Raw genomic sequence first — 22528 nt, 5'->3', positions numbered from 1 at the left:
AGAAGGATGCCAGCCCGCGATCTTCACTGCGAAACGCACCGGCCGAGCCGTCTCCGCTTCAGTCGACCTGCGCCGAGCTGACGTACCAGGAGCCCGACTCGACGTCGATGGGCTCGTCGACCCAAGGCTGCACGATGGCGGCGATCTCCGCCGTCATCCGCCACACGTGCATGATCCAGCCCTCGGGCGTCATGTCGACCTGCCCGCGCAACGGCTCGACGACCTCCGCCGGCAGATCCCACTCCCGTTCGAGGAACTCGTCCGCGCCGAACTTCTCCACCATGTTGACCACAAGCACCTACGCCCCGCAGGTGATCTTCGGCTGCGGGTTGTACCGCACCGTCCGCGTGTGTCGGGAGACTTCCTGGCCCGTGGCAGCGTCCTTCAACACCCGGGTATCCGTGGTCGTGAACCCAGGCGCACCGTTCGAAGCGTGGCAGTTCTCCGCCGGACCCGGCTTGGTCGGCTGAGGCGTCGGATTGATCCGCTCCCCGGGAATCGACTCCACCGAATACCGCTTCGTCCCCCACAGCTTCACCGTCAACGACGAAGGCGACCAAATCGTCTGAATGGCAATCCCCGTCGAAGAATCATTCGTGAACTTCAAATCGATCACACTGGATCCATTGGGGTTCTGAAAAACCGTCGCCTCGCGCGCCGCGGGATAGCGGCTGATGTAGTAACTGTGCTCCTTGTGCCCCGCGTCCTTCATGCCCGCGAAGTACGACGCGTTGTACAGCGTGGTCGCGAACTGCGAGATGCCGCCGCCGACCTCCCGGGCGGGGGCGCCGTTCTCGATGACGCCGGCCTCGACGTAGCCCTGGGGTGTGCCGCGGGGGCCGGTGAAGCCGTTGAGGCTGAAGGTCTCGCCGGGCTTCACGATGGCGCCGTTCACCTTCTGGGCGACCACGCGGATGTTGACGCCCGAGTCGGGCGCGAAGCCGCCGGTGGTGAACTCGCCGACGACCTCCTTCACGCCGAGCGCGTTGGCCTGCTCGGTCGTCACCTTGGCCGGGCTGTTCTTGTACACGGCCTTCAGCGAACGACCGTCGGCGCGCTTCAGCACGTCGGGCAACGGCTTCAGGCTCGGCTCCCAGTCGACGGTCTTCCCGTCCACCGAAGGCTCGACGGTCGGCTTCCCGCCGCTGAACCCGACGGTCGCCTCCTTGCCCTCCTTTTCGGTGGACTTCAACTGCGGGCCGGCAACCGTCACCAGCTTCTTCTGATCCACAACCGGCACGAGCCCGCCGCCGTCGGCAGGCGCGAAAGTCAACGCCGCGGCGATGTCACGCGGTTGCAAAACAGCGGCGGCGCCCTCACCCTCGACAGTCACCGGCGAAGCCACCGCGGGCCGAGCGAACTGCTCCAAAGCCGCCTGCACCCCGGCAGTAGTGGTCCGCACCGGCGCCGGCACCACCGGCAAAGCCAGCTCGGCACCCGTCGCCCACTGACTCAGCACGGCAGCCTTCGCCGCGGCGACGTCGAGCTTCTGCCCCGGCTGCGGTGCCACGGCGACCGGCGTGGTGTCGTCGAACCGCACCGTGCCCTCCACCGCGGCACGATCCACCCGCCCCCGCAGGTCCTCCAGAGCCGGATCCAGCCGGTCGCCCTCGGCGTGCGAGACGACGCCGATCTCGTGCGTCGAGAAGAACGACGCCAGCCGCGTGAACGGGTTCAGCGGCTGGTCGCCCGCCTGGTCGAGCGTCGCGGACCAGTCGAGGCGCAAGCCGGCCAGCGTCGGCGACAGCGTGGTGCGGACCTCGCCCGCGGTCACGGTCAGGGGCTGCGTGAGCCGCGGCTCGATGAGACCCCGCAGCTCTCGCTCGGCCACCGGCCGGTCGAGGCCGCCGACGTCGACGCCCGCCACCGTGGTCCCGCGTGGCACGCTGCCCTGGCTGGTGAGCAGGTCGATCAGGTACACGACCAGCAGCGCGGCGAGCACCCCGCCGGAGATCCACAGGGCTTTGCGCAGGCGGGCGCGCGCTTCGGGCTCGGCGGGGACCGTCGGCAGCACGACCGTCTGCTCGTCCTCGGACTCCGGCCAGCGCGGTTCGTACGGCACCTGTTCGACCCTCCGTTTGCTGCGTCCCGCGCCACAGCGTACGGCCTGAGCCGGACATGCCGGACTAGTGCCCCTTGCGGAACAAACCGGTCAGCGGGCGTCGGGTTCCGGGTTGGCGCCGGCCCGCGCGAGGAAGTCGAAGTCGCAGCCCTCGTCGGCCTGGGTGATGTGCTCGGCGTACAGGGCACCGTAACCGCGTTCGAAGCGCGGTGCAGGCTCGAGCCAGTCCGCCCGCCGGCGCGCCAGCTCGTCGTCGGGCACCTCCAGCCGCAACAAGCGGGCGGGCACGTCGAGCGTGATCAGGTCGCCGTCGCGGACCAGGGCGAGCGGGCCGCCGACGTGCGATTCCGGGGCGACGTGCAGCACGCACGCGCCGTACGACGTGCCACTCATGCGCGCGTCGGAGATGCGCACCATGTCCCGCACGCCCTGCGCGAGCAGGTGGTCGGGGATCGGCAGCATGCCGTACTCGGGCATGCCCGGGCCGCCGAGCGGGCCGGAGCCGCGCAGCACCAGCACGGAGTCGGCCGTGATGCCGAGTGACGGGTCGTTGATGCGCTTCTTGAGGTCGGCGTAGTCGTCGAACACGACGGCGGGCCCGGTGTGGGTGAGCAGCTCCGGCGTCGCGGCGATGTGCTTGATGACCGCGCCCGAGGGTGCCAGATTGCCGTGCAGCACGGCGACGCCGCCTTCGGCCGCCAGCGGGTTGTCGCGTGGGCGGATCACGTCGTCGTTGTGCACCTGCGCGGTCGTGAGCGTCTCGGCCAGGGTGCGGCCGGAGACGGTGAGCCGCTCGGTGTGCAGCAGGTCCGTCAGGCGCGACAGCAGCCCGGGCAGGCCGCCCGCGTAGTAGAAGTCCTCCATCAGCCACGCGCCGCCCGGGCGGATGTTGGCGAGCACGGGCACGCGGCGCGCGATCTCGTCGAAATCGGCCAGGCTCAGCGACAGGCCGCTGCGCCCGGCCATCGCGATCAGGTGGATCACGGCGTTGGTCGAGCCGCCGAGCGCGAGCACGGTGGTGATGGCGTCGGCATACGCGCGCTCGTCGAGGACCTTGGTGATCGTGAGGTCCTCCCACACCATGTCCACGATCCGCGCGCCGCTCGCCGCGGCCATCCGGTGGTGCGCCGAGTCCACGGCCGGGATCGACGCCGCGCCCGGCAGCGTCACGCCGAGGACCTCCGCGGCCGACGTCATGGTCGACGCGGTGCCCATCGTCATGCAGTGGCCGGGGGAGCGGGCCAGGCCGCGTTCGAGCTCGGACAGCTCCTCGTCGCCGATCGTGCCGGCGCGGCGCTCGTCCCAGTACTTCCACATGTCCGTGCCGCTGCCCAGCACCTCGTTGCGCCAGTGGCCCCGCAGCATCGGCCCGGCGGGTACGAAGATCGCAGGCAGCCCGGCGCTCGCCGCGCCCATCAGCAACGCGGGCGTGGTCTTGTCGCAGCCGCCCATCAGCACCGCGCCGTCGACGGGGTAGGAGCGCAGGATCTCCTCGGTCTCCATCGCCAGCAGGTTGCGGTACAGCATGGGCGTGGGCTTCTGGTAGGTCTCCGACAGCGTCGCCACCGGGAACTCCAGTGGGAACCCACCGGCCTGCCAGACGCCGCGCTTCACCTGCTCGGCGCGCTCGCGCAGGTGCATGTGGCACGGGTTGATGTCGCTCCACGTGTTGAGCACGGCGATCACCGGCTTGCCCAGGTGCTCCCCGGGCTCGTAACCGAGCTGGCGGGCCCGGGCGCGGTGGCTGAAGTTGCGCAGCTCGTCGCCACCGAACCAGCGGTGGCTGCGCAGGTCCTCCGGTGTTTTCATGGCCGGGCCGCCTTTCGTCGCTACGAGCAGTATGGCATCTGATATATGATCACAGGCCGCCGCGCGGGTCGCGGGCACCGTCCGCGCCCGCCTGGTTGAATGTCGGTCTGTTCACCGCGGCAGACCGCGCGAGCCTGGAGTGTCCGATGCCACCGACGTTCAGCCTGCCCGCCTCCCGGACCGAAGTGGTCCTGGAGGAGATCCGGCGCGGCATCCTGACCCGCGAGCTGCTCCCGGGCCAGCCGCTGGTGGAGGCCGAGCTGGCGCAGCGCCTCGGCGTGTCGAAGACGCCGGTGCGCGAGGCGCTGAAGGTGCTGTCGAACTCCGGGCTGGTCACGTTCAGCCCGTACCGCGGCGCGTCGGTGTGCGTGGTCGACGCGGAGCTCGCGCGTTCGGTGTACGACGTGCGGATGGTGCTGGAGCCCGAGGCGCTGCGCCGTTCGGTGGCGGCGGGGGCGTCGTTCGACGACGCGGCCGAAGCGCTGAAGGAGGCGCAGGCGGCGCTCGCGGACAAGGACCACACGGCACTCAGCCTGCTCAACCGCCGCTTCCACCGCGCGCTCTACGCCGGCTGCGGCAACCCGCTGATGGTCTCGATGCTCGACGACCTCAAGGACCGTGCCGCGCTCATCACCGTGGTCGGCTGGGACACGAACCCCAGCTGGCGCAAGGAGTGGACCGAGCACAAGACTGTGCTCGGCGTAGCGAAGAAGGGTGACGCCGAGGGCGCGGCCGAGTTGCTGCGCAAGCACATCGGCGCGTTCCTCGAGCGAGTGCTGGCCGCGATCCCGGACGAGGGGGCGTAACGACCGTGCGGCTGCTGCTCGTCGCGGACACCCACTTGCCCAAACGCGCCAAAGAGCTGCCTGACGAGGTCTGGGCCGAGGTGGAGCGGGCCGACGTCGTCGTGCACGCGGGCGACTGGGTCGATCTCGACGCGTTCGACGAGCTCGCCGTGGCCAGCAAACGGCTCGTCGCGGTCTACGGCAACAACGACGGACCCGAGCTGCGCGAGTGGCTGCCCGAGGTCGCCCGCGTGACGCTCGGTGGTGTGCGCCTGGCCGTGATCCACGAAACGGGTGACGCGAAGGGCCGCGAAGCGCGTTGTGAAGCGCAGTTCCCCGACACCGACGTGCTCGTGTTCGGGCACAGCCACATCCCCTGGGACACCGTGACACCCGGCGGCCTGCGCCTGCTCAACCCCGGCTCGCCCACCGACCGGCGGCGCCAGGAGTTCTGCACCTACCAGACCGCCGAGATCCGCGCCGGGAAACTCACCGACGTCGAGCTCCACGAGCTGCCCCGGCGCGCCTGAACGGGTAGAACAGGACGCATGGACCCGGCACGCGCACTGCGCGACATCGCGTTCCAGCTCGAACGCGCGGCTGAGCCGACCTACCGCGTCCGCGCCTTCCGGCAGGCGGCGGCGGTGGTCGATCACCTGTCGCAGGAAGAGCTGGAGAGCCGCGTGCGCTCGGGCACGCTGCAGGCGCTCAAGGGCATCGGCAAGGCGACGGCCGGGGTCATCGAGGACGCGTGGCTCGGCCGCGTGCCCGCGTACGCGGCGAAGGTCGCCGAAGCCGATCTGCCCGACGGTGGCGAACTGCGCGCCGCGCTGCGCGGCGACTGCCACACGCACTCCGACTGGTCGGACGGCGGCAGCCCGATCCAGGAGATGGCCGAGGCCGCGCGCGACCTCGGCCACGAGTGGATCGTGCTCACCGACCACTCGCCACGCCTGACCGTGGCCAACGGTCTTTCGCCCGAGCGGCTGCGCAAGCAGATGGACGAGGTCGCGCGCGTCAACTCCGAACTCGCCCCGTTCCGGCTGCTGCACGGCATCGAGGTCGACATCCTCGACGACGGCGCGCTCGACCAGCGCTCGGACTTGCTGGAGCGACTGGATTTCGTGGTCGCCAGCGTGCACTCGAAGCTGCGCATGCCCTCGCGCGAGCTGACGCCGCGGCTGCTGGCGGCCGTCGCGAACCCGCACGTGCGCGTGCTGGGCCACTGCACCGGCCGGCTGGTGCGCGGTCCTCGCGCGCGGCCGCCGTCGACGTTCGACGCCGAGAAGGTGTTCACCGCCTGCCGTGACCACGGCGTGGCGGTGGAGATCAACTCGCGCCCGGAGCGGCTCGACCCGCCCATGCCGCTGCTGCGAATGGCCGTGGAGCTGGGCTGCGAGTTCGCCATCGACAGCGACGCGCACGCACCCGGCCAGCTCGACTGGCAGGTCTACGGGTGCGCACGCGCCGAAAAGGTCGGTCTCACCGCGGATCGTGTGATCAACACCCGGCCGGTGGAGGAGCTCGTCTAGTCTACTGTGGACTGATCCCGATGTTGATCACGGGATGCCCGGCCGGGTCGAGCCAGCGCATCACGGCGTCGAGGTCCGCGCCCGGGACGGACACGCAGCCCGCCGTCGGTTTGCCCGACGAGACGTGCAGGAAGAACGCCGAACCCTTGCCCGGCACGGCGGGCGAGCGGTTGTAGTCGATCACAGTGGCGTGGTCGTAGACGGGACCGGCCTTGCCGAGGTCCTCGCCGGCCGCCTCGTTGAACGGACAGGTGCCGGGCGCGCACGAGTGGTGCGTGTTGTAGAAGGGCGACTTGACGTCGGAGACCCACCAGTCGTTCGCGGTCACCTGGCGGTAGGGCAGCCGGGTGCCGTTGGTGGGCTGGACGCCGAACGCTTCGGTGAGCGTCCAGACACCCGCGGGGGTGTGCGAAGTCGTTTCGCTCGCTTCGCCGATGCCCTGCGTGCCGACGAACGCCGGGAACGGCCCGAGAGCGCGCACCCAGTGGGAACCCTTGCGCTGCCAGGCGATCAGTGTCGCGGTGGTCGACGACGGGTCCGGGGCGGTGACCGTGACCATCTGGCCGGCGGAACCGTGGTAAGGCAACGGGGGATTGTGCGCAGGACTCTGGGCGGGCGAAGCCGGTGCGGCGGTTGCGAGCGTACCCAGTGCGACGCAGACCAGCGTCCCGAGAACGGTTCTCATGGCGCGAGACCTTACGGCAAGGACCCGGGCCGCCGCGGGTAAATCGGCGGCCCGGGTTCGTGCTCAGTTGATCGTGTAGGGGTCGCCGTAGACCTTCCAGTTCAGGGGCGTGTGGAGGTCGAGGTTGCCGGCGTTGAGGAACACGAGCTGTTCGGTGTCCACGCGCGAAGTGTCGGCGTGGGCCTCCTCCTGCTTCATGATCACCTTGCGCGCGTCGAGGAACGCCTTGAGGTAGGTGGTCTCGTTGCCGCCCTGCGACGGCGGCTTCGCCTTCTTGATGGCGGAGTTGCGGATGCCGCCGAAGCTGTCGGAACTGTTGCCGGGGCCGTGCATCACGATGGCGTCGTAGTAGATGAACTGGCCCAGCGCGCCGAGACCGTCTGACTTCGCCTGGTTCACCGACGGGTTGAAGTACACGCGGTCGCGCTCGCTGTTCTGCGCGGCCTGGAACTGCGACGTCTTCGCCGCGGCCTTCCACGCGTCCACGAACGCCTGGCCGAGGCCGGTGTGCGAGTCGGTGCCGTTGACGTTCCGCAACGCCGGCAGGTACTTAGCCAGCGGGTTGTTCGGCACGGAATTGGTGTAGGCCTGCACGAGCTCGAGCATGTCGCCGGTGCCCGAGCAGAAGCCGATGATGCCGGCGGTGTAGCCGCGGCCGTCGCCGATGTCCTCGATGTAGCTGTACTGGGCCTTCCAGTCGAGGCTCGAGTTCTCCGCACTGGAGACGAGCTGCATCGCGATGTCCTTCTTCTCCGGCGAGGCGAGGTCGCCGCCGGAGGCGAGGATCGAGGCTGCGTTGCTGAGTGCGGGGGTCGGGGCGGCGCTCGAGAGAGCCGGTGTGGCCAGGACGACGGTGAGGGCCGACGCCACGGTGAGACCGGCAACAAGGGCAGGCCGCATCGTCTTGCGCATGGGGGGAATTCCCTTTCCGCAGAATTGTCAGGGCATGGCCATGACAGGTGGGCAAGGCGGACGAAGCCGGGAATTCCCTGGCGTACCAGGGTAAACACGGCTCCGGTGCTGCTGCGGCGTAGCGCAACGATAACCGCGCGTGATCCCGGCGGCAAGGGGCAGATCGGGTTTTCGCGGATGTGAACACGCGGTGAGATCTGGTGCCCGGAGGGTGGTACAGGGTTCCGGTGATCGGGAAACTGTTTGTGCCCGGTGTGAAATGGAGGTCTGCGCGCTGTATGAAGTCCTTTGTGAACTAGTGTAAGTCCACAAAGGACATTGGATTACAAAGTCCTGAACGACATACCCGCCCGCATGAGCCGCTCGATCAACGCATCACCCATCGCCGTCGCCGTGGTGACCTGGCCGGCAGTGGTGGGCAGCTCGTCGAAAGCCAGGCACAGAGCCGATTCCGCCAGCATCTTGGCTGTCTCGTCGTAGCCGGGGTCGCCGCCGGAGACTTCGGTGGTCACGTGCTCGCCGCCGCCTGAGCCGGTGAAGCGGACGGTGAACCAGGACCGAGACCGGCGTGCCAGGCTCGGTCCCTGGCCTGGCGCGACCAGCTTCGACAGTGCCTCGCGCGCGGGGGCCAGCTGGGCGGCGGCGAACAGCGCGCCCGCGCCGGCTGTCGCGGCCGCTACCGACGGCAGGCCGGAGAAGGCCGCGAAGTGGCGGTAGCGGAAGTCCGGGCCGTAACGCGCGGACGCCCGCGCCGAGTGGCCCACGACCTGCGGGTCGATCGTCGGCAGCGGCACGGCCCACTGTCCGGTGCCGGGTACCCGGTGCGGGCCGCCGATCGGGGTGCCCACGCGGCGGCCGACGAGCGGGGGTTCGGCCGCCGCGCGGTCCTTGGCCGCGCGGTTGGCGGCGGACTGGCGGGAGAACGCCGTCATCGCCGTGAGGAAGGTGCCGCCCGAGGGCATGGCGCCGACTCGGACGTAGCCGTCGACCTGCAACGGGACGTCCTCGGGCAGCTGGCGCACCGTGTACCAGGCACCGAGGTCGTGGGGGATCGAGTCGAAGCCGCAGCTGTGCACGAGCCGGGCGCCGGTTTCGGCGGCCTTCGCGTGGTGGGCGAGGTACATGCGGTCGACGAACTCGGACTCGCCGGTGAGGTCGACGTAATCGGTGCCCTCGGCGGCGCACGCGGCGACCAGCGGCTCGCCGTAGTGCAGGTACGGGCCGACCGTGGTGGCCACGACCTTCGCCGACGCGGCGATCGCGCGCAGTGAGTCGGGGTCCGCGATGTCGGCGCTGAGCAGGGGCAACGTGCCCAGACGCTCGTCGATCGCCGCCAGCCGCGTGCGCAGGTCCTCGAGCTTGGCGCGGTTGCGGCCAGCGAGCGCCCAGCGGCAGCCGGGCGGGGCGGAGCGCGCGAGGTATTCCGCGGTGAGCGTGCCGGTGAAGCCGGTGGCGCCGAACAGCACCAGGTCGTAGTCGGCCATGCGCGTGCCTCCCGAAGGTCCGGCCCCGAGGTTACCGCCGGGTCACTTCGGGGCCGGAATCTCCGCTCGTCCGGCGTCGTTGACCACCGCGAAGGAGTGGTGATGACAGACTTCGGGCGGGACATCTCGACGGGCTACTTCCTGGTGCCGAACGCGGCCGACCCCCTGGTCGAGCACGCACGCGAGCTGGAGCGGATGGGGTTCGAGCACCTCGCCGTGCAGGACCACCCGTACCAGCGCCGGTACGTGGAGACCTTCTCCCTCATGGGCGTGCTACTCGGCGCGACGACGAAGATCCGGGTGTTCCCCGACGTCGCCAACCTGCCGCTGCGCAACCCCGCCGTGCTCGCGAAGGCCGCCGCCAGCCTCGACCTGCTGTCGGGCGGCCGCTTCGACCTCGCGCTGGGCGCCGGCGCGTTCTGGGACGCGATCGTCGCCTACGGCGGCCCGCGCCGGACGCCGGGCGACGCCCTCGCTGCCGAGGAAGAGGCGATCACCGTCATCCGCAAGATCTGGAGCGGCGAGGGCAACCTCCGCTTCGACGGCCGCTTCCACACCCTGGCCGGCGCCCACTCCGGCCCGGTGCCGGCGGGTCCCATCGGCCTCTGGCTCGGCTCGTACGGCCCCCGCGCGCTGCGCCTCACGGGCCGCCTTGCCGACGGCTGGGTCGTCAGCCTCCGCGACGACCCCGCCGAAGCCCTCCGCATGGCCTCCGCCGTGGACACCGCCGCCCTCGACGCCGGCCGCGACCCGGCGTCGATCCGCCGCGTCCTCAACGTCGGCGCCACCCCGACCGCCTCGGAACTCGCCGACTTCGCCCTGGCCGGCGGCTTCGACACCTTCGTGCTCTCCGGCGCGGACGAGGTGGCATCGCACGTGTTCCTCGCCGAGACGATCCCGGACGTCCGGGAGCAGGTGGCGGCGGAACGCTCGGCGTGACGGCCGCTCAGAGGTCGGCGGTCCAGGGCCCTTCGGGTGCCCGGACGGGCTGAGCCACAGCCGAGGCTGCCTCAGCGCGAGTTCCGGAGCGAACTCGTCCTGCGTCGGGAAACGGCCGTCGCGATCAGGCCAGAGCACCTGCAGGAAGGGGGCGGCGGGCCGTGTGGCGCGGTAGAAGCGTTGTGCCGTCCCGAAGAACACGTCGTGCCAGCCCTCGTCGACCGGCCGCAGCGCCAGGCGGCCGGACTCGAGGACGTCGTCCAGCTCGTCACCGGCGGCCGGTCGCCGGCCCGCGGCCGCCTGCTCACCGATCACGTTGAGCAGCCCCATCCCGAGCTCCGGCTCCAGCCCGAACACGGCGAGCTCCGGCACCCGGAACGAGTGCCACAGCCCGATCGTGAACGTCCAGCCCGCGCTGACCTCGTCTTCGGGGATCGCGAGCAGACCCCAGCCTGGGTCGGCGACGTGCTCGAACAGGCCGGCGTCGACGGAGCCGAGGCGGTCGCGGTCGCCGTAGTCGAGGCAGACCATGCATCTGCAGGAGTCGGTGGACATGAAAGGAACGGTATCCGGCCCCACCCCGTAGTGAATGTCCACTGTGGATCGCCGGGTCAATATTAAAGCAATGGTAAACTGACGCCACGATGATCGCTGCCGCCACCACCGCGCCACGGCACCGGTCCATGCTCAGTGTCCTGCTCGCCGCGTTGCTGCTCCTCGGCGTCGCGGCGCCCGGGCCGGTGCATCCGGGCCTGTCGCACGACGATCCGCAGCCGGTACTGGTTGCCCAGCAGTCACCGCACTTCGTTGCCGCGCAACCGATCCCGGAAGCCACGCCGCCGGAGCAAGCGAAGCAGCGGCCCGCCGCGTCAAGAACCACTACCGTCGACAAAAGCACTCCCGCAGAGCACCGGTCCGACCCGACAGCACCCGCTCGGGCACCTCCCGCCGGCTGAGTACGTCGCCCACTGACCCGTACTCAGCTGTTGGAGGTTTCCCATGACCAACGGTCATGCCTTGCTGGCCGTCGGCGGTGCGTTCCTGGCGGCCGGTGTCGTCGCGCGCGTCGGGGCGCGGATCGGGCTGCCGACGATCCCGTTGTTCATGCTGGCCGGCTTCGTGTTCGGCCCGCACACGCCCGGATTGTCGCTTGTGGACGACCCCGCCGAGCTCGGCGTTCTGGCCGGCCTCGGCCTGGTGTTCCTGCTGTTCTACCTCGGCCTCGAGTTCTCGCTCGACGACCTCGCGCGCGGCGGCAGACGCCTGGCCGCGGCGGGGCTGGGTTACCTGGTGCTCAACGTCGGCGGCGGCCTCGCATTCGGGTTCACGCTGGGGTGGGGCACGCGCGAGGCATTGGTGATCGCGGGTGCGATCGGCATCTCGTCGTCGGCCATCGTGACCAAGCTGCTGCTCGAAACCCGCCGCACCGCCAACCCCGAATCACGCCTGATCATGGGCGTGATCGTGCTCGAAGACCTGTTCCTCGCGCTCTACCTGGCCCTGCTGCAGCCCGTGCTCAGCGGCGCCGACGGCTTCGGCGCGGCGCTCGCCGACTTCGGCAAGGCACTCGGCTTCCTGCTCGTGCTCGCGGCGCTGGCGCGCTGGGGCGGCCGGCTCGTGTCACGGCTGTTCGGCTCGGCCGACGACGAGCTGCTCACCGTGTGTTTCGTCGGCGTCGCGGTGCTGGGCGCGGCCGTCGCCGAGGAGGTGGGCGTGTCCGACGCCATCGGCGCGTTCATGGTCGGCATGATGCTCGGCGGCTCGAAGGTCGCGCCGCGCGTGCACAAGCTGGTGCTGCCGCTGCGCGACGCGTTCGGGGCGTTGTTCTTCTTCATCTTCGGCCTCTCGATCGACCCGGGCGCTGTGGGGACGGTCGTGGTTCCCGTTCTCGCGGCCGTCGCGCTCACCCTCGTGCTGAACCTCGCGGCCGGCGCGTTCGCCGCCCGGCTGCACGGCTTCGATCGCCAGGCCGGGGTGAACATCGGCCTGACCGTGCTCACGCGGGGCGAGTTCTCGCTGGTCCTCGCGACGCTCGCGGTGGCAGCCGGGCTCGACGAGCGCGTGGCCCCGTTCGTCGCGGGATACGTGCTGCTCCTCGCCGTGATCGGGCCGCTCGCGGTGGTGCGTTCGGAGCGGCTGACCTGGCTGTTGCCGGCCCGGCTGACCCGGCAACGGGTGTGACGGGAGACGCCGGGCATATTCAGGAGCCAGGCCTGTCACGCACCGCTATCCTCGAAACAAGTATGTCCACTCAATCCCCCCTCGAGGCGTTGCGCGCGCGGCTGCCCGAGCTGATGTCGCGCGACGAGCACCGCCTGCGCCGTCGGCTCGACGGCGCGCGCCGGTCGCGTGACAAGCAAGCCGTGGCCGAGCGCCTCGCCGCCGACGTGACCGCCGCCGAGCTGCGTGTGCAGCGCCGGCGCGAGAGCGTGCCCAAGATCGAGTACCCCGAAGAGCTGCCGGTCAGCAAGCTCAAGGACGAGATCGGCAAGGCGATCGCCGAGAACCAGGTGGTGATCGTCGCGGGCGAAACCGGCTCGGGCAAGACGACCCAGCTGCCGAAGATCTGCCTCGAGCTCGGCCGCGGCATCCGCGGGCAGATCGGGCACACGCAGCCGCGGCGGCTGGCCGCGCGCACGGTCGCCGACCGCATCGCGAGCGAGCTGAAGACCGAGCTGGGCGACGCCGTCGGGTACAAGGTCCGCTTCACCGACCAGTCCGGCCAGGACACGCTCGTGAAGCTGATGACCGACGGCATCCTGCTCGCCGAGATCCAGACCGACCGGATGCTGCGCCAGTACGACACGATCATCATCGACGAGGCCCACGAACGCAGCCTCAACATCGACTTCATCCTCGGCTACGTCAAGCAGCTGCTGCCGCGCCGGCCCGACCTCAAGGTGATCATCACCTCGGCCACGATCGACCCGGAGCGCTTCTCGAAGCACTTCGACAACGCGCCGATCGTCGAGGTCTCCGGCCGCACCTACCCCGTCGAGGTCCGCTATCGGCCGATCATCGACCCCGACGACCCCGAGGCCGACCCCGATCGCGACCAGACGCAGGGGATCCTCGACGCCGTCATGGAACTGCAGAGCGCGGGCCCCGGCGACGTTCTGGTGTTCCTCTCCGGCGAGCGCGAGATCCGCGACACGGCGGATGCGCTCAACCGGCTCGACCTGCGCAACACCGAGGTGCTGCCGCTGTACGCGCGGCTGTCGTCGGCCGACCAGCACCGCGTGTTCCAGCGCCACACCGGGCGCCGGATCGTGCTCGCGACGAACGTCGCCGAGACGTCGCTGACCGTGCCTGGCATCAAGTACGTCGTGGACCCGGGCAACGCGCGCATCTCGCGCTACAGCCACCGCACGAAGGTGCAGCGGCTGCCGATCGAGGCGATCTCGCAGGCCTCGGCCAACCAGCGCAAGGGCCGCAGCGGCCGGACGTCCGATGGCATCTGCATCCGGCTGTACTCCGAAGAGGACTTCGAGTCGCGCCCGGAGTTCACGGACCCGGAGATCCTGCGCACCAACCTCGCGTCGGTGATCCTGCAGATGACCTCGCTCGGGCTGGGCGACATGGCGGCGTTCCCGTTCGTGGAGCCGCCGGATCGGCGCCAGGTCGCCGACGGTGTGCAGCTGCTGCAGGAGCTCGGCGCGTTCGAGGTGGACGACGCGTCGAAGCTGACCGACATCGGCCGCAAGCTCGCGCAGCTGCCGGTGGACCCGCGGATGGGCCGTATGGTGCTGGAGGCCGCACGCAATGGGTGCGTGCGCGAGGTGATGATCATCGCCGCGGCACTGTCCATCCAGGACCCGCGGGAGCGTCCGGCGGAGAAGCAGCAGGCGGCCGACCAGCAGCACGCGCGCTTCGCCGACCCGACGTCGGATTTCCTCGCGTACCTCAACCTGTGGGAGTACGTGAGCGAACAGCAGAAAGCGTTGACGGGCAACCAGTTCCGCCGGTTGTGCCGCAACGAGTACCTCAACTACCTGCGCATCCGCGAGTGGCAGGACATCTTCAGCCAGCTGCGCCAGCTGGCCAAGCCGCTCGACATCTCGTTGAGCACCACGCCGGCCGACCCGCAGCACGTGCACACGTCGCTGATCGCCGGGCTGCTCTCGCACATCGGCCTCAAGGACCCGGCCAAGGGCGACTACCTCGGCGCGCGCGGGGCGCGGTTCTCGGTGTTCCCGGGCTCGGCGCTGTTCAAGAAGCAGCCGCGCTGGGTGATGTCGGCGGAGCTGGTGGAGACTTCGCGGCTGTGGGGGCGCGTGAACGCGCGCATCGAGCCGGAGTGGGTCGAGCCGCTGGCCGCGCACGTCGTGAAGCGGTCGTATTCGGAGCCGCACTGGGAGCGCAAGCAGGGCGCCGTGATGGCGGTGGAGAAGGTGACGCTCTACGGCGTGCCGCTCGTCGCCGACCGCCGCGTGAACTACGGGCGCATCGATCCCGAGCTGTCGCGTGAGCTGTTCATCCGCCACGCGCTGGTGGAGGGCGACTGGCACACCAACCACCAGTTCTTCTCCGAGAACCGCGCGCTGCTCGACGAGGTCGAGGACCTGGAGAACCGCGCCCGCCGCCGCGACATCCTCGTGGACGACGAGACGCTCTTCGAGTTCTACGACCAGCGCGTGCCGGCCGACGTGGTGTCGGTGCGCCACTTCGACAGCTGGTGGAAGAAGGCGCGGCGCGGCGACCCGGACCTGCTGTCGTTCGAGAAGTCCATGCTCATCAACGAGACCGCGGGCGGCGTGCGCGAGTCGGACTACCCCGACTCGTGGACGCAGGGCTCGCAGGTCTTCGGGCTCACCTACCAGTTCGAGCCCGGTGCGGACGCCGACGGCGTCACCGTGCACATCCCGCTGCCCGTGCTGAACCAGGTGACGCCGGACGGGTTCGACTGGCAGGTGCCGGGCCTGCGCTTGGAACTGGCCACCGCGCTGATCAAGTCACTGCCGAAAGCCTTGCGGCGCAACTTCGTCCCGGCTCCCGACACGGCCGCGTATGTCCTTTCGCGAGTGTCGTCTTCGGACGGTCCCCTCGTCGAGGTGCTGTCCGACGAGCTGTTCACGCTGCGCCGCGTCGACGTTCCGCTGTCGGCCTACGACCTGTTTTCCGTACAGGACCACCTGCGGGTGACGTTCCGCGTGGTCGACGACCGCGGCCGCAAGGTGGCCGAGGGCAAGGACCTGGAGGCGTTGAAGCTCAGCCTCGCCCCGAAGGTGCGCGAGACGATTTCGAAGGCCGCCAACAGTATCGAGAAGGCGGGGCTGGTAAGGCCGACTTTCGGCTCCCTGCCTCAGGTTTTCGCCTCCACCCAGCGCGGCCACGACGTCAAGGCGTACCCGGCTCTGGTGGACGAGGGTGCTTCGGTCGCCGTCCGCCTGCTGGACACCCCGGCGCAACAGCAGCACGCGATGTGGGCCGGCACCCGGCGCATGCTGCGGCTGAACCTGAACTCGCCGATGAAGTTCATCACGCGGTCGCTGTCGAACTCCTCGAAGCTCGTGCTGAACCGCAACCCGCACGGCAGCGTCGCCGCCCTGCTGGAGGACTGCGTCGACTGCGCGGTGGACTCGCTGATGACGTCGTACGGCGGCCCGGCTTGGGACGAGGCGGGTTTCGCTTCGCTGCTGGAGCACGTCCGCGCCGGCCTGAACCCCGCTGTGCTCGCGGTTCTGACGGACGTCGAGCGGATCTTGCGCGCGACCATCGACGTGGAGTCGGTCCTGCCGGACACCCGCGGCCCGGCCGAGTCGTTGGCGGACATGCGCGCCCAGCTCGCCGGCCTGGTCCACGCGGGCTTCGTGACGGAATCGGGCGCTTCGCGGCTGCGTGATGTCGAGCGTTACCTGAGGGGCATCTCGCGCCGCTTGGACAAACTCGTCTCCGAGCCCACCCGCGATCTGCAGCGCACCGCCGACATCGCGTGGATCACGGAGGAGTACCGGTCGGCTCTGGCCGCGCTGCCAGCGGGGACCTCGTCGCCCGCGCTGTCGGAGGTGCGGTGGATGATCGAGGAACTCCGGGTCTCCTTCTTCGCCCAAACGCTGGGGACGGCGTATCCGGTGTCGCTGAAACGCATCACTAAAGCCCTCGACGACGCGCTGGCGTGAGGACTGATCGTCCCGGTCAAGCGCTTCGGCGGCGGGTAAATGACCAGGTCAACGGGTGGTCGAACGCCTTTATCCGGGTTAGGTCAATCTCGCCCGCGGCGTGCGTTGATCTAGTAGAATGCCGCTCGTGCCAGAAGAGCCGGACAAGCCGGCGAAATCCGACGACGAGCCTGCCTATAAGAAATGGAACGTTGTCGTCGCTACAATCGGCAGCGGCGTCGCCGTGCTGGTGGCGATCAACGGCTTGACCGGCTGGAATCCGTTGAAAGACCTCACATCCCAGTCTGGTGGCGCTTCGGAGTCGGCAACGAGCCGGATACAGCCCTCGACGACTCCGGAAGAGGTGCCGATCTACGATCCGCCGCAGAGATCGAGCGAAGTGGACGAGGAACCGGCCGACGACTCGTCATCGCCCCCTGAAGACGCCGGCGAGTCAACGGAAACCACCGCGCCGGCCTCACCCCAGTTCCAGGTGACCTCCTCACAATGGAATGGGCCGTGCGGTGACTCCTGGTGCTCCATGAGCGCGATTTTTCGCAATCTCGGCGGCGAGGGTGCCGGATCCGCGACATTTTACGTTCTGCGGCCGGATGCAAATGAATATCTTGCTCGATGTTCCGTCGTCTTGAATACCACTTCCGAGAATGGTGTGACCAGTGCCGGATGCACGGCGAGCAGTGGCTGGCTGCAGGCGTATATCCGATCCCATCCCGGCACCACGGTGCGCATGCAGGTAACCGTCGACTACTGAAGTCCGAAGTCGACGAGGTGGGGAAGTCAGCCGTGGTGCGCCCGCAGCCTCGTCGAGTCCTGACCCGGCGGGACACCGAACTGGCGGCGGTATTCGCGGCTGAACTGGGACGCGCTGTCGTAGCCCACGGTGTAGCCGATGGACGCGACGTCGTCGTCGGTGCGGGACAGGAGGAGCAGGCGGGCCTCCTGGAGGCGGATGTGTTTCTGGTACTGGATGGGCGTCATGGCCGTCACGGCGCGGAAGTGGCGGTGGAAGGACGACTCGCTCATCGCGGCGAGGCGCGCGAGGTCGGCGATGCGCAGGGACTCCGCGTGGTGGTCGCGGATCCAGCGGATGGCGCGCCCGACGTGTGACAGGCTGCTGTCGGCGAGGCCGATCTGGCGGATGGTCGCGCCCTGGGCGCCGGTGACGAGGCGCCAGAGGATCTCCTTCTCGATGAGCGGCGCGAGCACGCGGCGGTCAGCCGGGTGGTCAGCCAGCCGCAGCAGGCGGACGAACGCGTCGAGCAGCTCGGCGGGCGCGTCGCTCACGGTGATGGCCAACGGGGCGGCCGGGGCTGAGTTCGTGGTGCCCGTCTCGAGCAGGAGGGCGGCGACGGCCTCCGGCTTGAGGACCAGGCCGGCGCCCAGGAACGGTTCCGTGGGGCTGGCCTCCACGAAGTGCCCGGTCACGGGCATGTCGACGGTGACCACGAGGTACTGGCCGGCGCCGTACTCGTAGGTGCGCTCGCCCGTGCCGATGCGCTTGCGGCCCTGCGCGACGACGGCGAGCACCGGACCGGTCAGCGACGCCGCCGGGTCGGTGGGCGCGCGTTCGCACGACAGCATCAGGCCGCCCGGCAGGTCGGTGCGGCCGGCGTAGCGGGTGATCAGCGTGCGCAGCTCGGAGAGGGACACGCTTTGATTCGACCACGGCCGCGCCCGCCGGTGCAACTGGCGATCGTGACAGGATCAGGCAAGAGGCTACGACTTTCGGGCTCACGGTGGCACGCCCGGCGCTGGTGTCATTGAACGGCAACGAAATCCCGTGATAAGCCAGGAGAATCCCCGTGAGCCTTGATTCCTACGTCCACCTCGGCCGGTCCGGCCTCGTCGTGAGCCCGTTCTGCCTCGGTGCCATGAACTTCGGCGAGGACACCGGCGTCGGCTGCAGTGTCGAAGAGTCCGAGAGGATCCTGCAGACCTACCTCGACCGCGGTGGCAACTTCATCGACACCGCCAACTTCTACACCAACACCCACTCGGAGAAGATCGTCGGCGATTTCCTCGCCGCGACGCCAGGGCTGCGTGACCGGGTGGTACTGGCGACGAAGTTCTTCGTCAACCTGCACCCCGGCGACCCCAACGGCGGTGGTGCCGGTCGGAAGGCGATTCTGCACCAGCTGGACGATTCGCTGCGGCGTCTCGGGACGGACTACATCGACCTCTACTACTTGCACAATTACGACCGACACACACCCGTCGAGGAGACGCTGCGGACCCTCGATGATCTTGTCGGGGCCGGCAAGATCCGGTACGTCGGATTCTCGGATACTCCGGCGTGGTTCACGGCCAAGGCGCAGACGATCGCCCAGTTCCGCGGGTGGGCGCCGGTGGCCGGGTTGCAGATGGAGTATTCGCTGCTGGAACGCACCATCGAGGGCGAGCTGCTGCCGCTCGCCGAGGACGCGGGCATGGCAATGCTGCCGTGGAGTCCGTTGAAAAGCGGGTTCCTGTCAGGCAAGTACACCCGCGACGGCGCCGCTGCGGATACGCGGCGCGGGGCGGCGTTCGGGGTGGGGCCGACGGAGGAGCAGTTCCGGGTGATCGACGTGGTGGTGGGGATCGCGAAGGAGCTGGGCGTGAGCCCGGCGGCGGTGGCTCTGGCGTGGGTGCAGGGCCGGCCGGGGATCACGTCGACGTTGATCGGGCCGCGGCGGGTCGAGCACCTGACGGAGAACCTGGCTGCGTTGGACTTGAAGTTGAGCGCGGAGCAGGTCGCTGCGCTAGACGAGGTTTCCGCGCCGCAGCTGAACTTCCCGGCCGAGCTGAACCGCGGCATGGCCCCGATGCTGCGCTACGCGGGCGCGACCGTGAACGGGCAGGAACACGGGGTGTACCCGCCGCTGCTGCAGAACTCGGTGCGCTACTGAGCTTCAGCCGGCGATGTGGCAGTACAGCCGGCCGCCCGAGGGCTTCGCCTGCTTCGCGAGGGCTGCGAGCCCGTCCACGACGGGCAGCAGGTCCCCGGCTGTGCCCTCCAGCTTCTCGTCGCTCGACCAGAATCCCGCCAGCTCCCGGCGGCGCGCTTCGTCGGTGGCCGCGATGGCGTCACGGAACTCGTCGGTGAGCGTGACGACCACGACGTCGCCCTCCCCGGCCTCCGCGAGCAGCTTCATCGCCCGCGGGTTGTCGGCGGCCGCCTCCTCGCCGATCCCGGTCAGGAACGCCTCGGCCCGCGGCACCTGCAGGTAGGGGTCGAGGTGCTTGAAGGCGGCCGTGGGGAACAACGCGGCGGGGCCTTCAGGCGCCTCGAGGGACGTTACGGCTTCTCCGTCCGAATTCGCCGTGAAGTAGCTGTAGAGCATGGTGTGACTCAACCACAGGCTGACCCCGCGACAAAGCCGAACTGTTGTGCGCACGTGTCGACGGGGACGCTTGGGGAAGTGGACGGACTGCCCGGCTAGTCCCCGGAGTAACCCCAGAAGTAGACCTCGTCGGCGGCGCCGTTCTTGTAGATCACCAGGCTTCGGCCGGTCCATCTGTCGCCCGTCAGATCCGCGAGGGGGCCTGACGGTCCGGGCCGGCGCACGCCTTCGAAGTCGGCGGCGGAGGGGCGGTCGGTGCCGAACACCCCGTTGAGCTCCGCGGAGCTCAACGGGCGGACGGTGCCGACGCCGTCGGCCTCGGTGATCTCGTGGGTGTCGAGGATCGTGTGGGTGCCCGCGTTCCAGAACTCCTCGGCGTCCTTCGCCGCCTCGAGGTCGGCCAACGACGACGGGCGGGGGACCATTTCGTCGACGTATTCGGGGTTGATGTCTTCCCATGGCCAGAGGAACTCGCCGCTGGCCAGGAGTTGTTCCTGCACCGCGAGGTGTGTTGCTTCGACGCTGCCCGCGTACGGTGCGCGGTAGTCCCAGCCTGACGCTCCCATTGAACCTCCGTGTTTGCCGGCCCATGTCCGAGGCCGGGTGAACTCGATCTTTTGACGGCCGACGCGGCTATTTCGCGTCGGCGGCTGACGCTTCGGGAGTCACAGGCAGGTCCGGCAGTACAGGCGATCGCCCGCCGCTTTCGCCTGGCGTGCGAGGTCGGCGAGTTCGTCGACCACCGGGAGGAGATCTGCCGGGTCGATGTCGCCGTCGAATTCTTCGGAACGCGCCCAGAGCTCGGCGACCCGCCGGCGGTGCGTTTCGTCGGCGGCGGCCAGGGCGTCGCGGAGTTCGTCGGTGAGAGTGGTGACCCAGACGGATTCGTCGAGCTCGGCGATGAGGTGCTCCGATCTCGGGTTCGCGGAAACGGTGTCGTAGTCCGACCCCGTGAGGAGAGCTTCGGCGCGGTTCAGGTGGATGATCGGATCGATGCGTTTCAGCTGGACCAGTGGGAAGTTCGTCGAGGTGGGGGATTCCAAGGCCGTGGCTGCCTGTTCGTCGGAGCTCGCGGCGAACTAGTCGTACAGATTGCCCATCAGGTGTCCTTTGTCGTCGGTCGGGTGAGCTATTTCGCGTCCGCGTACGTGTCCACCGCGGCCGCCTGCATGGGGAAGTGCACCGGGCACGCCTCGCCGAACAACATCTGCGCCGACTCCGTCACGGTGGACTCGATGAGGGCCGAGACGGCGGGCGCCAGTTCGGCTGGGGTGTGGACGATCACCTCGTCGTGCTGGAAAAACACCAGATGCGCGGGGGCGGGGAGGCGGCCGCGCAGCGTGGCCAGCAGGACGGCGGTGAGGTCGGCTGCCGAAGCTTGCACGACGAAGTTGCGGGTGAAACGGCCCCAGCCGCGCGAGGCGCGGCGGGCGCGGGTTTCCGTGGCTTCGTCGTCGGCGAGGCCGCCGGTGAGGGCGCGCCAAGCGGCGGACGGCGCGGGCGAGGTGCGGCCCAACCGGGACCGCACGCGTTCGCCGCGTTCGCCGGCGGCCGCGGCTTGTTCCACATAGGACACGGCGTCGGGGAAGCGCTGGCGGAGCAGGGCGAGGAGGGGTCCCGCCTCGCCGGAGGTGCCGCCGTACATGGCGGACAGCATGGCGATCTTGGCTCGGGAGCGGTCGTCCGAGGAACCGGACGGCGGGGGAACGTAGCGGGCGCCCGAAAAAAGAGCCTCGCCCAGCCGGGCGTACAGGTCCGTGGCCGCCGAGACCTCGGCCAGCCGGCGGTCGCCGGACAACGCCGTGAGGACGCGTGGTTCCAGCTGCGCGGCGTCCGCGACGACGAGTTTCCAGCCGGGATCCGCGCGGACGCACGTGCGCAGCACCTTGGGGATCTGCAGCGCCCCGCCGCCGCGGGTGGCCCAGCGGCCGGAGACCACGCCGCCGACGACGTAGTGGGGGCGGAAGCGGCCGTCGGTGACCCATTCGTCGAGCCAGGCCCAGCCGTTGGCCGAGTGCAGGCGGGAAAGTTCCTTGTACTCCAGCAACGGCGCGACGGCCGGGTGGTCGATGTCGCGCAGCAGGTACTTCCGCGCGGCCGGCACCTCGATGCCCTCGCGGGCCAAAGCGCGGATGACGCTCGGCGACGAGTCGGGATTCACCGGCCGCCCGCCGAACGCGTCGGTGATCTGCGCGGCCAAGGCGACCAGCGCTTTCGGCCGCTGCCCCGACGGCACGCGCGGACCGAGCCGGGACTCCAGCAGCGCACGGTGCAGGTCCGCCCGCCACGGCAACCCGGCCGCCGACATCTCCGCCGCGGCCAGCGCGCTCGCCGACTCCGCCGCCAGCAGCACGCGCATCCGACCTGGCGAAGCGACGGAAGCCACGCGTTTCTCCTGCTCGGCCAGCACGCGACGGACCGCGTCGGCGACCGTCACACCAGAAGGCAGCCCCGGTCCGCGCGGCGAGAACAGCGTGGGCTGCGCCGCCTCGCCGAACGCGGGCCCGTCGTCGGGCGGCTCCTCGCCCTGCGCCCGCGCCCACGCCGCGCGCAGGCTGCGCGACTCGCTCTCACGCCCCTCGTACGCGAGCAGCAGGCCTTCCGCCAAGCCCAGGTCGTAGCAGCGCCCCAGGCGCACGCCCGCGTCGATGAGCTTCGGGTACAGCGCGTCGACCGAGGGCAGCACCCAGCGCGGCGCCTCGGCCTCCTCGAGCCGCCGCACCTCGGCCACCCAGCCGGCCCTCGACAGCCCGCGGGAGGTGCCCGCCGGCGTCGAGATCGTGTAGCCGGAGTCCTCCTCCTGGCCGGTGATCACCTGCACGCCGTCATTGTGCGCGGGGACACCGACAATTTCGGTCACCGAACGCGGCCGCCGTGGTCT

General features: G+C 69.8%; 20 protein-coding genes and 1 pseudogene. 9 read left to right on the top strand and 12 right to left on the bottom strand.

The genetic code is table 11. The features are described from left to right. Positions 1-58 precede the first annotated feature (58 nt). The 3 genes from ABZU76_RS39160 to araD form a co-directional block, all read right to left on the bottom strand. The gene (locus ABZU76_RS39160) at positions 59-298 is read right to left on the bottom strand and encodes a hypothetical protein (protein ID WP_354879486.1); all 240 of its coding nucleotides are present in this window, start codon (positions 296-298) and stop codon (positions 59-61) included. Next, positions 299-2062: a VanW family protein gene (locus ABZU76_RS39155; RefSeq protein ID WP_354879483.1), complete on the bottom strand. Its 1764-nt coding sequence runs from the start codon at positions 2060-2062 to the stop codon at positions 299-301. It lies immediately after the preceding gene. A gap of 90 nt (positions 2063-2152) precedes the next feature. Next, the gene (gene araD / locus ABZU76_RS39150; protein ID WP_354879481.1) at positions 2153-3871 is read right to left on the bottom strand and encodes an L-arabinonate dehydratase; all 1719 of its coding nucleotides are present in this window, start codon (positions 3869-3871) and stop codon (positions 2153-2155) included. A 146-nt stretch (positions 3872-4017) separates the two neighbouring features. On the opposite strand from araD, the gene ABZU76_RS39145 reads away from it, so the two are divergent. From ABZU76_RS39145 to ABZU76_RS39135, 3 genes are read left to right on the top strand one after another with little or no spacing between them, the layout of a single operon-like run. After that, on the top strand, positions 4018-4677 hold the full coding sequence (locus ABZU76_RS39145; protein ID WP_354879478.1) for a GntR family transcriptional regulator: 660 nt from the start codon (positions 4018-4020) through the stop codon (positions 4675-4677). A 5-nt stretch (positions 4678-4682) separates the two neighbouring features. Next, entirely contained in the window at positions 4683-5186 is a 504-nt protein-coding gene (locus tag ABZU76_RS39140) for a metallophosphoesterase (protein WP_354879475.1), read from the top strand. Between the two features lie 18 nt (positions 5187-5204). Beyond that, positions 5205-6188 (top strand): PHP domain-containing protein, encoded by a 984-nt coding sequence (locus ABZU76_RS39135; protein WP_354879472.1) that lies wholly within the window; start codon positions 5205-5207, stop codon positions 6186-6188. Position 6189: 1 nt separating this feature from the next. Here the strand turns inward: ABZU76_RS39135 and ABZU76_RS39130 are convergent, their stop codons facing one another. The 3 genes from ABZU76_RS39130 to ABZU76_RS39120 form a co-directional block, all read right to left on the bottom strand. Continuing rightward, on the bottom strand, positions 6190-6873 hold the full coding sequence (locus ABZU76_RS39130) for a L,D-transpeptidase family protein (RefSeq protein ID WP_354879469.1): 684 nt from the start codon (positions 6871-6873) through the stop codon (positions 6190-6192). 63 nt (positions 6874-6936) lie between these two features. Beyond that, positions 6937-7785, bottom strand: a complete 849-nt coding sequence (locus ABZU76_RS39125; protein WP_354879466.1) for a chitosanase — start codon at positions 7783-7785, stop codon at positions 6937-6939. A gap of 323 nt (positions 7786-8108) precedes the next feature. Next, positions 8109-9269, bottom strand: a complete 1161-nt coding sequence (locus tag ABZU76_RS39120) for a saccharopine dehydrogenase NADP-binding domain-containing protein (RefSeq protein WP_354879463.1) — start codon at positions 9267-9269, stop codon at positions 8109-8111. A 102-nt stretch (positions 9270-9371) separates the two neighbouring features. On the opposite strand from ABZU76_RS39120, the gene ABZU76_RS39115 reads away from it, so the two are divergent. Continuing rightward, the gene (locus tag ABZU76_RS39115; RefSeq protein WP_354879460.1) at positions 9372-10208 is read left to right on the top strand and encodes an LLM class flavin-dependent oxidoreductase; all 837 of its coding nucleotides are present in this window, start codon (positions 9372-9374) and stop codon (positions 10206-10208) included. 102 nt (positions 10209-10310) lie between these two features. Here the strand turns inward: ABZU76_RS39115 and ABZU76_RS39110 are convergent. Then, positions 10311-10739: pseudogene (locus tag ABZU76_RS39110) on the bottom strand (DUF4262 domain-containing protein); the annotation flags it as partial. A gap of 113 nt (positions 10740-10852) precedes the next feature. Between ABZU76_RS39110 and ABZU76_RS39105 the strand changes: the two are divergent. The 4 genes from ABZU76_RS39105 to ABZU76_RS39090 all read left to right on the top strand — a co-directional run bounded on the left by ABZU76_RS39105 (position 10853) and on the right by ABZU76_RS39090 (position 17078). After that, complete coding sequence (locus tag ABZU76_RS39105; RefSeq protein ID WP_354879457.1) at positions 10853-11164, top strand: hypothetical protein; 312 nt, start codon at positions 10853-10855, stop codon at positions 11162-11164. Between the two features lie 43 nt (positions 11165-11207). Further along, on the top strand, positions 11208-12389 hold the full coding sequence (locus ABZU76_RS39100; protein WP_354879454.1) for a cation:proton antiporter: 1182 nt from the start codon (positions 11208-11210) through the stop codon (positions 12387-12389). A gap of 62 nt (positions 12390-12451) precedes the next feature. After that, on the top strand, positions 12452-16327 hold the full coding sequence (hrpA, locus tag ABZU76_RS39095; protein WP_354879451.1) for an ATP-dependent RNA helicase HrpA: 3876 nt from the start codon (positions 12452-12454) through the stop codon (positions 16325-16327). Between the two features lie 127 nt (positions 16328-16454). After that, positions 16455-17078, top strand: coding sequence for a hypothetical protein (locus tag ABZU76_RS39090; protein WP_354879448.1), 624 nt, complete (start codon positions 16455-16457; stop codon positions 17076-17078). Between the two features lie 26 nt (positions 17079-17104). Here ABZU76_RS39090 and ABZU76_RS39085 read toward each other — a convergent pair whose 3' ends face one another. Next, on the bottom strand, positions 17105-17977 hold the full coding sequence (locus ABZU76_RS39085; protein ID WP_354879445.1) for an AraC family transcriptional regulator: 873 nt from the start codon (positions 17975-17977) through the stop codon (positions 17105-17107). 152 nt (positions 17978-18129) lie between these two features. On the opposite strand from ABZU76_RS39085, the gene ABZU76_RS39080 reads away from it, so the two are divergent. Further along, positions 18130-19212 carry an aldo/keto reductase gene (locus tag ABZU76_RS39080; protein ID WP_354879442.1) on the top strand — a complete coding sequence of 361 codons (1083 nt, stop codon included), beginning with the start codon at positions 18130-18132 and terminating at the stop codon, positions 19210-19212. A gap of 3 nt (positions 19213-19215) precedes the next feature. Here ABZU76_RS39080 and ABZU76_RS39075 read toward each other — a convergent pair whose 3' ends face one another. From ABZU76_RS39075 to ABZU76_RS39060, 4 genes are all read right to left on the bottom strand, one after another. After that, complete coding sequence (locus ABZU76_RS39075; RefSeq protein WP_354879439.1) at positions 19216-19647, bottom strand: hypothetical protein; 432 nt, start codon at positions 19645-19647, stop codon at positions 19216-19218. A 95-nt stretch (positions 19648-19742) separates the two neighbouring features. Continuing rightward, on the bottom strand, positions 19743-20213 hold the full coding sequence (locus ABZU76_RS39070; RefSeq protein ID WP_354879436.1) for a hypothetical protein: 471 nt from the start codon (positions 20211-20213) through the stop codon (positions 19743-19745). Positions 20214-20312: 99 nt separating this feature from the next. Then, the gene (locus tag ABZU76_RS39065) at positions 20313-20690 is read right to left on the bottom strand and encodes a hypothetical protein (RefSeq protein ID WP_354879433.1); all 378 of its coding nucleotides are present in this window, start codon (positions 20688-20690) and stop codon (positions 20313-20315) included. Positions 20691-20776: 86 nt separating this feature from the next. After that, positions 20777-22468 (bottom strand): bifunctional 3'-5' exonuclease/DNA polymerase, encoded by a 1692-nt coding sequence (locus tag ABZU76_RS39060; RefSeq protein WP_354879430.1) that lies wholly within the window; start codon positions 22466-22468, stop codon positions 20777-20779. Positions 22469-22528 lie beyond the last annotated feature (60 nt).

The sequence above is a fragment of the Amycolatopsis sp. NPDC005232 genome (assembly GCF_040607795.1).
In the GTDB taxonomy this organism is placed as follows: domain Bacteria; phylum Actinomycetota; class Actinomycetes; order Mycobacteriales; family Pseudonocardiaceae; genus Amycolatopsis.
This window is presented reverse-complemented; position numbering and strand designations above follow the sequence as displayed.

What these genes read in the sequence shown, in the direction of transcription:
- ABZU76_RS39125 (WP_354879466.1), bottom strand. Translation starts at nt 7,785, where the DNA reads ATGCGCAAGACGATGCGGCCTGCCCTTGTTGCCGGTCTCACCGTGGCG.
- araD (WP_354879481.1), bottom strand. Translation starts at nt 3,871, where the DNA reads ATGAAAACACCGGAGGACCTGCGCAGCCACCGCTGGTTCGGTGGCGAC.
- ABZU76_RS39070 (WP_354879436.1), bottom strand. Translation starts at nt 20,213, where the DNA reads ATGGGAGCGTCAGGCTGGGACTACCGCGCACCGTACGCGGGCAGCGTC.
- ABZU76_RS39100 (WP_354879454.1), top strand. Translation starts at nt 11,208, where the DNA reads ATGACCAACGGTCATGCCTTGCTGGCCGTCGGCGGTGCGTTCCTGGCG.
- hrpA (WP_354879451.1), top strand. Translation starts at nt 12,452, where the DNA reads ATGTCCACTCAATCCCCCCTCGAGGCGTTGCGCGCGCGGCTGCCCGAG.
- ABZU76_RS39120 (WP_354879463.1), bottom strand. Translation starts at nt 9,269, where the DNA reads ATGGCCGACTACGACCTGGTGCTGTTCGGCGCCACCGGCTTCACCGGC.
- ABZU76_RS39115 (WP_354879460.1), top strand. Translation starts at nt 9,372, where the DNA reads ATGACAGACTTCGGGCGGGACATCTCGACGGGCTACTTCCTGGTGCCG.
- ABZU76_RS39145 (WP_354879478.1), top strand. Translation starts at nt 4,018, where the DNA reads ATGCCACCGACGTTCAGCCTGCCCGCCTCCCGGACCGAAGTGGTCCTG.
- ABZU76_RS39130 (WP_354879469.1), bottom strand. Translation starts at nt 6,873, where the DNA reads ATGAGAACCGTTCTCGGGACGCTGGTCTGCGTCGCACTGGGTACGCTC.
- ABZU76_RS39075 (WP_354879439.1), bottom strand. Translation starts at nt 19,647, where the DNA reads ATGCTCTACAGCTACTTCACGGCGAATTCGGACGGAGAAGCCGTAACG.
- ABZU76_RS39135 (WP_354879472.1), top strand. Translation starts at nt 5,205, where the DNA reads ATGGACCCGGCACGCGCACTGCGCGACATCGCGTTCCAGCTCGAACGC.
- ABZU76_RS39105 (WP_354879457.1), top strand. Translation starts at nt 10,853, where the DNA reads ATGATCGCTGCCGCCACCACCGCGCCACGGCACCGGTCCATGCTCAGT.